The following is an 11559-nucleotide window of genomic DNA, read 5'->3' on the forward strand; positions in this document are numbered from 1 at the left end:
GGCCGGGTGTGGAAGTGCGGCAACGCATGTAGCTTACCGGTACTAATAGCTCGATCGACTTGATCACTCTCATTTACAATATCCATCGAACAATGTTCGATAGTTGTTTGTCCTCACGCTGTCGCAGCTGAAGCTGCTTCGCTGCGGACCGCGCGTCGCATAAGCGACGGCACACAGTCGTGTGCTTATTGTTTATCAGCGCCTGAAAAAACAAATCAATATCTGCACGAAAGACAACCAGCTTCTCATATTTGTGTTCTTCGCCGACCTGGTGGTTATGGCGGAGCGGCTGCACCCGATCCCATTCCGAACTCGGCCGTGAAACGCTCCAGCGCCAATGGTACTTTGTCTTAAGACACGGGAGAGTAGGTCGCTGCCAGGTCTGCTAAGCACACAAATATCATTCATCTTCTCAAATCCATACAAAACAGCTTTACTAGCGCTATGCGCACAATACCAAACCGGTTCAATAAACACACCATGGCGCGGGGTGGAGCAGCCCGGTAGCTCGTCAGGCTCATAACCTGAAGGCCGCAGGTTCAAATCCTGCCCCCGCAACCAAATCTCAAAAAAAATACTAAAACCTTTGATGCACACGCCATATTCGTAGCTATACCGCTTCTACAAACTTTATGGCCTGCCCGTTCAACCAAATCGATAATCAATCGACTATCGATCGCACCACGAACGGCCTAAATCCTGATCACGAAACAAAATATCAAAAAAACAACCCAGATTTATCAACCAGCCTACCCGCGTATCATTACGACGGCAAAACACACCCAAAAACAGCCCGCCCCGAGCGGGCTTTTTGCTTTATAATATAGCATCCAGAAACAGCGCAGCTATAAGATGCGGAAATCGGGAAAAGCATAATAACGCAAATAAAAACACTCATTAAATGAGCCAGAGAAGTATGCGGGGGTGCTGTAAGACCCGAGCGTTAAGTAACACCATCTCTGATACTATCGAGCATGGCAAGCTACATATCTTGCCGCCTTAGCTTCAATGAGTGGCGGCGGCAGTTGATGGCATTCGTCGAAAGCAATAGGGCATCGCGTGGAAAAACCGCAGCCCTTTGGTGGATTGGCTGGGCTTGGCAAATCACCACGCAGGACAATACGCTTACGTTGGCGTTGAGCGATGGGATCAGGCAACGGAATGGCTGAAATCAGTGCTTCCGTATAGGGATGCGCCGGATTATCGAAAATATAAGAGGTCTTGCCTGTCTCAACGATGCGTCCAAGATACATCACAGCCACACGATCTGCAAAATGCCGCACAACCGAAAGGTCGTGGCTGATGAAAAGATAAGAAAGGCAAGATGAGCGGAAGGTATGCTGTTCCAACCGGAATGAGGAACGAACTCATGTCAGTGAGTCATTTCTCGTTCGAGGCTGCAGCTTGAAGAACACTGCCGCTGAAGTTGCTGGGTGACTGTTCTGTTTCTCCGGAATGGTGGTCGAATTGCCACCGATTTGGCCTCGTGACAATCAGGTTCTCGCGTTTCGTCAACAGTTGTACGTCATTTTCTGAGTCTGAAAAAATGTTTGGCCAATAGTTAACATCAGACAGCGCCAAAGCTATTTTGTTGGTGCTAATTGCGGTTCAGAAAGGGCTATTCAAGCATAAAATGATGGTGTTGAGACATCCAAATTTTCATTTGGGGAAATGTCGATTGATTGAATATATAGCCTTGAGTTTTGCAGCGATAGAGTTTATTTGATGCTGCAAGTTGGGGCGTAGCCAAGCGGTAAGGCACTGGTTTTTGGTACCGGCACCCCTGGTTCGAATCCAGGCGCCCCAGCCATATCTTTTAAAACTAAAAATTAGTAGTTTGGTTCTGCTAGCTAGAACAGGTTTAACGCATTTCGTAACCAGTGTTAGTTATGCATTATGGACACTGGTTGCTGACATTTTTTGTCTATCCAGCTTATTGCTGCTCTCGTTTGTTTCGAACGTATTTCCCTTCAGTGTAGCTGTTGCCACTTTGCGATTCGATTTTGCATCCATCCAGATAGCCACAAAAAATCCCAAGACCTATACGCATTCTCTATCTTACTGATAGATTTTTGCGCACCAAACTTAAAGATTCCACTTCTCTGATACGTCTCCTTTACTTTCTGTAAAATTCCCTTTTGATAGCCCGCATGTTTCATAATGCGCTTAGGAGGAAGCAGTGAAAGCACTCGTTCTCGAAGAAAAGGGAAAGCTCTCGCTCAGAGATTTTGATTTGCCGAATACGCTAGGGCGCAAGGATGTGCGCATCAAGATTCACACCGTCGGCATATGTGGCTCCGATGTGCACTACTATACGCATGGGCGCATCGGTCATTTCATCGTCAACGAACCGATGGTTCTCGGTCATGAAGCATCAGGAACGGTCATTGAAGTGGGCGAAGATGTTACACATCTTGCGGTCGGCGATCGTGTTTGTATGGAACCAGGTATTCCCGATCCGACGTCGCGTGCGTCGAAACTCGGTATCTACAATGTGGATCCGGCAGTTCAGTTTTGGGCTACCCCACCTGTTCATGGCTGCCTTGTGCCGGAAGTTATTCATCCAGCTGCTTTCACTTACAAACTTCCGGATCAGGTTTCATTTGGCGAAGGTGCTATGGTTGAGCCTTTTGCCATTGGCATGCAGGCGGCTTTACGTGCACGCATCCAGCCGGGTGACGTGGCTGTTGTCACGGGCGCAGGTCCTATTGGCATGATGGTGGCACTGGCAGCACTTGCTGGCGGCTGCGCAAAGGTGATCGTCGCCGATTTGGCTCAACCGAAGCTCGATATTATCGCAGCCTATGACGGCATCGTAGCGGTCAATATTCGTGAACATAATCTTGCGGAAGTTATTGCAGAACACACCGACGGCTGGGGTTGCGATCTGGTGTTTGAATGCTCGGGTGCTGCATCTGCTATTCTCAATATCGCGAGCTTGGCACGACCGGGCGGTGCAATTGTGCTTGTTGGTATGCCAGTTGACCCCGTGCCGGTCGATATTGTCGGACTTCAGGCCCGTGAGTTGCGCGTTGAGACCGTCTTCCGTTATGCCAATGTTTACGATCGCGCTATTGCATTGATCGCTTCTGGCAAAGTGGATCTCAAGCCGCTGATATCGGCTACATTGCCTTTTGAAGAGAGTATTCTTGGATTTGATCGTGCGGTTGAGGCGCGTGAAACTGATGTGAAGCTTCAGATCACCTTTCCTCAATAGGCGATCAAGAACACTTTAGAACGCCTAGTATCAAGACAAGGCTTATCGATTAAGTTCTACTGCTCTTGATGTTGTTCATGCTGCGTTGCAAGTGAGCCTTTCGCACCCCGTTTAGTCGGAGCAGAATCCTCCTGACTGGACGAGGGGCTCGAGGAGGCAATTGCAACGCTCGCTGGCACTGCTACGCAGTTTAAGTCGCCACTTGCATGTAGATATTCTGGGTTTTCGTACAACTCAAATGCGAGTGAAAATAGTATCTAGCCTTAAACTGGTAATTTACTATGTCAAAAAATATGAGAGCGATCACATCATTTATGGTCGCCTGAAAGATGCAGGTCTATTGACGTTACAGCACTGAAAATACAGGTAATGTCGGGTTTCTATAGACATCAAACATATGGATTATGGTGTCAAGGCATTGAACGGGCACTGTTAAGTGCTTCATTTTTCATAGATTACGCAAATTATATGTAAAAAAAGTATCATAATATTCTAAGTTGTGATGTAGCCGCGGGCGCTCACACCACCCAGAATGCATCAATCATGAGACATGGTCTGGAGCAGAGGAGCCCAGGCCTTCAAACTGTATCATGGTGTGCGTCAGGGAGGATGTCATGCAACCAGATTTGGAGCTTGTGCATATCCGTAAGGGTGAGTCCTTTGCGGCATGGATGCATGGTTATCCATTCCGTACCGTGCGTTGGCATTATCATCCGGAATATGAAATTCATCTCGTCGTTGCGACTTCTGGCACCTTCTACATGGGTGATCATGTCGGGCGTTTTGCGCCGGGACAATTGATTATGACCGGGCCCAATCTTCCACAAAACTGGATCAGCGAGATTGAGCGCGGTGAAATTGTTCCCACGCGTTCTATGGTCATCCAATTCCCCGAAGCTTTCATTGAAAACGTGCTCGCAACCATGCCGGAAATGGGCAGCCTTGGCCCATTGTTGGAACGCAGCCGTCGCGGGTTGTTGTTTGATGATGCGACAAGCATCAAAATTCGCCCCCTCATGGAGCGTTTAATCGTGGCGCAGGGAATGACGCGGATCGCGTTGTTCTGGGAAATTCTCGACTTATTGGTTAATGCGCCTGAACCGGAAGTGCTGGCAAGCTTGAGTTATGAGCTTGACGTGAGACGCTTTAATCCCTGTGGCATCAATCGCGCGCTCGCTTATTTGCGCGAGCATCTGACCGATCAGATTGAAGAGAGCGAACTCGCTCAAATGCTTGGGCAGAGTCAGAGCGCTTTTTCGCGCGCCTTCAAGCGTCATACAGGGACGACTTTGGTTCGTTACCGCAATCAGTTGCGCGTAGATTTAGCTTGCCAGATGCTGCTGACGATGCCGTCGGTGCGCATTACCGATATTTGCTACGAGATCGGTTTTTCCAACTTGTCCAATTTCAACCGGCATTTTCTCAATCTCAAGGGCATGTCCCCCTCGCAGTTTCGTACCACTTTTGCCGCAAACAAAATTCCGGTGATGCAAGACCAATCAGAGCCGGAGAATGCGGCTATTCGCAATTTGGGCGGGCGGGTTTCTGCCCAAAACATGCAGGCATCGCCTGTCAATCTGTAACGGGAGGTAAATCTCAATGAAAAAAGCCATTTTAACAGTGAGCACTGTTCTTGCTCTTCTGGCATCGCCTGCTATTGCGCAGGAAAAGCTTAAAATCGGTATGACATTTCAGGAACTGAACAATCCCTATTTCGTGTCGATGCAGGAAGCGCTCCGCGGCGCAGCCGAGAGCATCGGTGCTGAAGTTGTTGTCAGCGACGCTGGCCATAATGTGGCTAAGCAGATTTCCGACGTTGAAGATATGCTCCAGCAGAACATCGACATTCTGCTTCTCAATCCAACTGATAGTGCTGGCGTTGAAGCGGCTGTTAATGCCGCTAAGGAAAAGGGCGTTATTGTTGTTGCGGTTGATGCCAACGCCAATGGTCCGGTTGATACATTCGTCGGATCGAAAAACCGTGATGCGGGCTATCAGTCATGCAAGTATCTTGGTGAAAGCCTTGAGGGCAAAGGCGAGGTTGCCATTCTGGATGGTATTCCAGTCGTTCCTATCCTACAGCGCGTTGAGGGCTGCAAGGCTGCACTTGCAGAGTTTGAGGGCATCAAGCTAGTCGATACACAGAATGGTCGTCAGGATCGCTCCGTGGCACTTGGTGTCGTTGAAAACATGATCCAGTCGCACCCTAATCTCACAGGCATTTTCTCGGTCAATGACGGCGGTGCTATGGGCGCTCTGGCAGCAATTCAGGGCTCGGGCCGTGATATCAAGCTGACCTCCGTCGATGGTGCACCAGAGGCAATTCAGGCGATCAAGGATGGTACACCTTTCATCGAAACCACCGCACAGTTCCCGCGTGATCAGGTTCGCGTCGGTCTTGCGATGGCTCTGGCCCAGAAATGGGGTGCACGCGTTGTTCCTAAGGAAGTTCCAATCGACGTCATGGTGATCGATGCCAAGAATGCTGAAGGCTTCAGCTGGTAATCATCCTCCCAGCTCCCGCTCCGGGTGCGTCCGAAAGGACGCATTTGGAGCGGGAGCCCTTTATTGGTTAGGAACAAATCGTGCTTGAGCTGAAAGGCATCAAAAAAAGCTTTGGCCGGATCGAGGTTCTCCACGGTGTGGATCTGGAAGTGCGTGCTGGTGAGGTTCACGCTCTTCTCGGGGAGAACGGTGCGGGCAAATCTACGCTGATGAAGATACTCTCCGGGATTCTGCGCCCTTCTGAAGGCGAAATCTGGGTTGACGGAGCAGAGCGCCACTTCGCCGATTACGACGCTGCCATTCAAGCTGGCATCGGTATCGTGTTTCAGGAATTCAGCCTGATCCCATATCTCAATGCAGTCGAAAACATGTTTCTGGCGCGTGAAATGCGCAACCGTCTTGGTCTTCTGGACTGTGCCGCTATGCGCAGCCGCGCGCGTGAAATTATGGCAAAGCTTGGCGTTGATGTGCAGATGGATGTGCCGATAAACCGGCTTTCGGTGGCAGAACAGCAGTTTGTCGAAATCGCTAAAACACTGGCGCTTGATGCGCGTATTCTAATACTCGACGAGCCTACGGCCACGCTGACGCCATCCGAAGTTGAACATCTTTTTAAGGTAATGCGTGAGTTGCGCCGACAGGGTGTGGCGATCATTTTTATCTCGCACCATCTCGAAGAGATTTTTGAGATCTGCGATCGGATTACGGTCCTGCGCGATGGCAATTATATTAATTCCTGTGATGTCGCGGATGTGGATAACGACCGTCTGGTTGAGATGATGGTTGGTCGCCGTCTGGAAGCTGGTTTTCCGCCCAAGGCCGACATCGATGTGTCAGCGCCGACAATCATTGACGTAGAGGAATTGCAATTGCGCAAGGGTGGGCCTGTTTCGCGCTTTAGCCTGCGCAAGGGCGAGATCTTAGGTTTTGCGGGGCTTGTTGGTTCAGGCCGGACGGAAAGCGTTTTGGCCATGCTTGGCGAACATACGTCTGTTCAATGTAAGATGAAACTCAATGGCGTCGTGACGCGACTTTCCGGTGCGGATCAGGCGCTTGAAAACGGCATTGGGCTTTTACCTGAAAGCCGCAAAGAGCAGGGGCTGATCACCAGTTTCTCTATCCTGCAAAATATTTCTCTCAACAATTATGGAAAATATCGTCGCCTGCATTGGTTCGTTGATCTCAAAAAAGAGCTCGAAGCAACACAGGTTGCCATGCAGCAGGTGCGCGTAAAGGCTCAAGGGCCATATGCGCGTATTGATACGCTGTCAGGTGGTAATCAGCAAAAAGTCGTCATCGCACGCTGGATCAATCATGACATGCGCGTGCTGATTTTTGACGAACCCACACGTGGTATTGATGTTGGTGCGAAGGCCGAAATCTATGCCCTCATGCGCGCTTTCACCAATGCCGGATATTCTATCATCATGATCTCTTCCGAGTTGCCGGAAATCATCGGCATGTCCGACAGGGTTTGCGTGTTCCGTTCCGGCGGTATCGTTGCAACGCTTGAGGACGAGAAAATCACGTCCGAGGAAGTCATGACCCAAGCCACAACGGGGAAGCCGCACTATGTCCAATGATGCAAATATTGCCACAGCAGAAAAGAAGAGCGGCTTTTCATTGCGCAATTGGCTGCATTCACCGCTGATACTGCCTTTGGCGGGCTTGATCGTCGTTTCGATTTTGATGGGGCTTGCCAGCGACAACTTCTTCACTGTTTCCAACATTCTCAATGTGTTGCGGCAGGTTTCTATCGTTGCGGTACTGGCTGTCGGTATGACGTTTGTCATCCTCACAGGCGGCATTGATTTGTCTGTTGGCGCCGTCATGGCACTGGTTGGAACGCTTGCTTCCGGCCTTATGGTTCATGCCGGGCTTCCGGCAAGTGCCGCCCTTGCTCTTGGCGTGCTCATTGGGCTTGCAATTGGCACCATCAATGGTGTGCTCGTCGCATGGGGGCGGATGCCTGCCATTATTGTGACACTTGCTACCATGGGCATGGCGCGCGGTATCGGTCTTATTTATTCCGGCGGTTATCCGATCAGTGGCCTACCGAGCTGGGTGTCATGGTTTGGTGTAGGGCGGATCGGTATGATCCCTGTACCAGTTATCATCATGTTCATTATCTACGCGATTGCATGGGTGGTGTTAGAGCGGACAGCCTTCGGTCGCCATGTTTATGCGCTCGGTGGCAACGAAACCGCAGCCCGGCTTTCGGGCGTGAAAACGCTGCGCGTTAAGCTTGCCGTTTATGCAATTTCTGGCTTCACGTCAGCTCTCGCCGCAGTCATCCTGACCGGGCGGCTGATGAGTGGTCAGCCCAATGCCGGCGTGGGCTTTGAGCTTGATGCCATTGCTGCGGTTGTTTTGGGTGGTACCGCAATTGCGGGCGGTCGCGGTCTGGTCATTGGGACACTAATTGGTGCGATCCTGCTGGGTATCTTGAACAATGGCCTCAATCTGATGGGCATCAATCCATATCTGCAAGATGTGATCAAAGGCGGCATCATCCTGCTCGCAATCTATATCGGGCGCGAGTGGCGCTAACCATTTACGAAAATTGCCGGAAACAATCTGGTGCATATACAGGAGAATAAAATGGCGGAATCGCTTCAAGGCAAGATCGCAGTCATCACGGGGGCTGCTTCAGGTATTGGTCTGGCCACAACAAAAACGCTGCTTGCCGCAGGGGCCACAGTTGTGCTGGTGGATCGTAATGAAGCAGCATTGAGTGCATTGGTGGCTGAGTTGGGCGAAAAGGCTATCGCCCAAGTGATCGATCTGCTCAATGCCGAAAGCTGCGCAGCTATGGTGCCGGAAATCCTACAAAAGGTCGATCATATCGATATTCTTTATTGCAACGCTGGCACTTATATCGGTGGTGATCTGACAGAAACAACCGCCGAAGCTATCGATCAGATGCTTAACCTGAACGTCAATGCTGTTATTAAAAATGTTCATGCTGTCGCGCCGCATATGATCGAGCGCAAGACGGGTGATATTATCGTAACCTGTTCGATCGCTGGCCATTATCCGACTTATTGGGAACCAGTCTATGCGTCGTCCAAATGGGCGGTGACATGCTTTGTGCAGACTATGCGTCGCCAGATGATCCCGCATGGCGTTCGTGTGGCACAGGTTTCTCCCGGCCCAGTAGTTTCTGCATTGCTTGCTGATTGGCCTGAAGAAAACCTGCGCAAGGCTAAAGAATCAGGCAGTCTGATTGACCCGAGTGAGGTTGCTGACGCAGTCGAATATATGCTTACGCGTAAGCGTACAGTTACCATCCGCGATATGCTGGTGCTGCCGACGAACTTTGATCGGGTGTAATCGCGTTTTACGGAGAGCAGCCCTAATGGCCTCAAAATATCTGATTGGTGTGGATGTTGGTACGGGTTCCGCCCGCGCCGGTATTTTTGATCGCTCTGGCAAGCTTTTGGCGACAGCCAAACGCCCAATTGATCTTTACCGGGACGATCGTGGTTTCGTCGAGCAATTAAGCCAGCAGATATGGCGTGCCGTTTGTGAATGCGTTCGTGAAAGTGTTACGGCCGCTGGGATTGACGCGGGCGAGGTGGCAGGCATCGGCTTTGATGCCACCTGCTCGCTCGTTGTCATTGGTGACGGCGAGAAAACATTGCCAGTGAGCAGCGATAGCGATCGTGATGTTATCGTGTGGATGGACCATCGCGCACTCTCACAGACCGAGCGTATTAATGCGGGCGGCTATGATGTGCTCAAATATGTCGGTGGTCGTATTTCGCCAGAAATGCAGACACCAAAACTGCTGTGGTTGCGTGAAAATAATCCCGATACCTATACAAAGGCTCGTCATTTTTTCGACCTCACCGATTTTCTGACATTTAAGGCAAGCGGCGCACTTGAGCGCTCATCGTGCACTGTTACCTGTAAATGGACCTATCTGGCGCATGAAGCGCGTTGGGATGCGGATTATTTCCGTGCTATTGGCCTCGGAGATCTGGCAGATGATGATTTTAGTCGTATCGGGCAGGTGATAGTTGCACCCGGCACTCCACTCGGTCATGGATTGAGCAAACAAGCTGCATCCGAAATGGGGCTTGTTGCAGGCATTGCAGTTGCAGCAGGGCTGATCGATGCGCATGCGGGTGGTGTAGGAACCGTTGGTGCACGTGATGGCGTTGCCGATCCGTTGAAATGCTTGGCTTATGTGTTCGGCACATCTTCATGTACAATGACCACGACCATTGAACCGGCATTTGTTCCCGGCGTCTGGGGGCCTTATTATTCGGCAATGCTGCCGGGCAAGTGGCTTAATGAAGGTGGTCAATCGGCGGCGGGGGCTGCAATTGATCATCTTATCCAGTGTCATCCGGCAGCGCATGAAGCAGGCAGAGTTGCAAAGGCTGAAGGCAAATCACTGCCGCAATGGCTTGGTGACAGGGCGTTGACGCTGGCAAATTCACCAAGTGAGGCTGTGCGGCTCGCTGATGCGCTACATGTTGTGCCGGAATTTCTTGGTAATCGTGCACCCTTTGCCGACCCACATGCTCGCGCTGTTATTGTAGGGCAGGGCATGGAGAAAGGGGTAGACTCCCTTGTTGCACTATATGTTGCGGGTCTTTGTGGTCTTGGTTACGGCTTGCGACAGATTATCGATACGCAAAGCAAAAATGGCGCGCCCGTCCAAGCAATTAGCGTGAGTGGCGGCGCAGGCTCACATCCGCTTATTCGCCAGCTTCTGGCCGATGCTTCAGGACTGCCCATCGAAGTGATTGATTGCGAGGAGCCAGTCTTGCTTGGTTCTGCAATCTTGGGAGCAATGGCAGCAGGGCTTTTTTCTGATACACAAACAGCCATGTCGGCCATGTCACGTGTTGGTACGCAATGCCTGCCGCAAACGGATATCCGACCCATGCACGATGCGCGTTATAAGGCCTTTGTGACATTGCAAGGCAGCGCTCGAGAGATACGCCAGAGCATGGCGCAGGTTTTACCTGCATAATTCAACATCCAATATCCGGTGTAACAAGACGCCAAAGAGGTCACTTTTATGCAGTTTTCGGGAAAGTCCGTTATCGTCACAGGTGCAGGCAAAGGCATTGGTCGCGCATGCGCGCTATTGATGGCAAGCCGTGGCGCGGAAGTGATTGCACTCAGCCGCACGCAGTCCGATCTTACGAGTTTGGCTGCCGAGATCGGAGGCCGTTCAATTCAGGTCGATCTGGCGGATGCGCAGGCTGCACGCGACGCGATCCGTAAGGCGGGAACGTGCGATTATCTCATCAACAGTGCAGGCATAAACGTGCTTGAAAGCGTTTTTGATATGACGGATGCGGGTTATGAGGCCGTTATGGGCATCAATCTGCGTGCAGCGCTGATTACCTGTCAGGAGTTTGCGCGCATGCGCGTGGCAGCAGGCGGTGGTGGCGCTATCGTCAATATCACATCTATTGCTGGGCATCGTGGTTTTCAGGACCATTTGTGTTATGCAGCATCCAAGGCAGGTCTTGAAGGTGCAACGCGGGTGTTCGCTAAAGAACTTGGGCCACATGGTATCCGCGTCAATGCGGTTGCGCCCACAATTACACTCACAGAACTGGCTCTTGAAGCATGGAGCGACCCTGCAAAAAGTGCGCCGATGATGGTACGGCATCCGATCAATCGTTTCGCGCAATCCGAAGAGGTTGCGCAGGCCATTGCGCTTCTTTTAAGTGATGATAGTGCTATGGTAACAGGTACTACCTTGGCAGTCGATGGTGGTTTTCTGGCAGTGTGATGCCGCTGGGAGTTTCGCTTTTGTAGAACTCCCATTATCTGGACAGCAGCCCCCCCCCAAAACAGCCCAAGGCAAA

General features: G+C 51.0%; 9 protein-coding genes, 2 tRNA genes and 1 rRNA gene. 11 read left to right on the top strand and 1 reads right to left on the bottom strand.

Features of this window, described 5'->3' with window-relative positions:
• Positions 1–267 precede the first annotated feature (267 nt).
• A 5S ribosomal RNA gene (gene rrf, locus WH356_RS15525) occupies positions 268–382 on the top strand.
• 102 nt (positions 383–484) lie between these two features.
• Positions 485–561: transfer RNA gene (locus WH356_RS15530), tRNA-Met, on the top strand.
• A gap of 404 nt (positions 562–965) precedes the next feature.
• On the opposite strand, the gene WH356_RS15535 is transcribed toward WH356_RS15530, so the two are convergent.
• The gene (locus WH356_RS15535; protein WP_339512359.1) at positions 966–1349 is read right to left on the bottom strand and encodes an ABC transporter ATP-binding protein; all 384 of its coding nucleotides are present in this window, start codon (positions 1347–1349) and stop codon (positions 966–968) included.
• Between the two features lie 387 nt (positions 1350–1736).
• Between WH356_RS15535 and WH356_RS15540 the strand changes: the two genes are divergently transcribed.
• From WH356_RS15540 to WH356_RS15580, 9 genes are all read left to right on the top strand, one after another.
• Positions 1737–1810 (top strand) — tRNA-Gln (locus WH356_RS15540).
• Positions 1811–2179: 369 nt separating this feature from the next.
• Positions 2180–3217 (top strand): NAD(P)-dependent alcohol dehydrogenase, encoded by a 1038-nt coding sequence (locus tag WH356_RS15545; protein WP_339512361.1) that lies wholly within the window; start codon positions 2180–2182, stop codon positions 3215–3217.
• Between the two features lie 614 nt (positions 3218–3831).
• The gene (locus WH356_RS15550) at positions 3832–4800 is read left to right on the top strand and encodes an AraC family transcriptional regulator (protein ID WP_339512363.1); all 969 of its coding nucleotides are present in this window, start codon (positions 3832–3834) and stop codon (positions 4798–4800) included.
• 16 nt (positions 4801–4816) lie between these two features.
• A complete protein-coding gene (locus WH356_RS15555) occupies positions 4817–5722 on the top strand; it encodes an ABC transporter substrate-binding protein (protein ID WP_339512365.1) in 906 nt (301 codons plus the stop codon).
• A gap of 80 nt (positions 5723–5802) precedes the next feature.
• Complete coding sequence (locus WH356_RS15560; protein WP_339512367.1) at positions 5803–7305, top strand: sugar ABC transporter ATP-binding protein; 1503 nt, start codon at positions 5803–5805, stop codon at positions 7303–7305.
• Complete coding sequence (locus WH356_RS15565) at positions 7295–8272, top strand: ABC transporter permease (RefSeq protein WP_339512369.1); 978 nt, start codon at positions 7295–7297, stop codon at positions 8270–8272. Before WH356_RS15560 ends, WH356_RS15565 begins: the two co-directional genes overlap by 11 nt.
• A gap of 51 nt (positions 8273–8323) precedes the next feature.
• Entirely contained in the window at positions 8324–9055 is a 732-nt protein-coding gene (locus WH356_RS15570; RefSeq protein ID WP_339512371.1) for an SDR family oxidoreductase, read from the top strand.
• Positions 9056–9080: 25 nt separating this feature from the next.
• Positions 9081–10709: an FGGY-family carbohydrate kinase gene (locus WH356_RS15575; RefSeq protein ID WP_339512373.1), complete on the top strand. Its 1629-nt coding sequence runs from the start codon at positions 9081–9083 to the stop codon at positions 10707–10709.
• 48 nt (positions 10710–10757) lie between these two features.
• The gene (locus tag WH356_RS15580; protein WP_339512375.1) at positions 10758–11483 is read left to right on the top strand and encodes an SDR family oxidoreductase; all 726 of its coding nucleotides are present in this window, start codon (positions 10758–10760) and stop codon (positions 11481–11483) included.
• Positions 11484–11559 lie beyond the last annotated feature (76 nt).

The organism is Ochrobactrum sp. MYb379 (assembly GCF_037479515.1).
GTDB lineage: Bacteria > Pseudomonadota > Alphaproteobacteria > Rhizobiales > Rhizobiaceae > Brucella.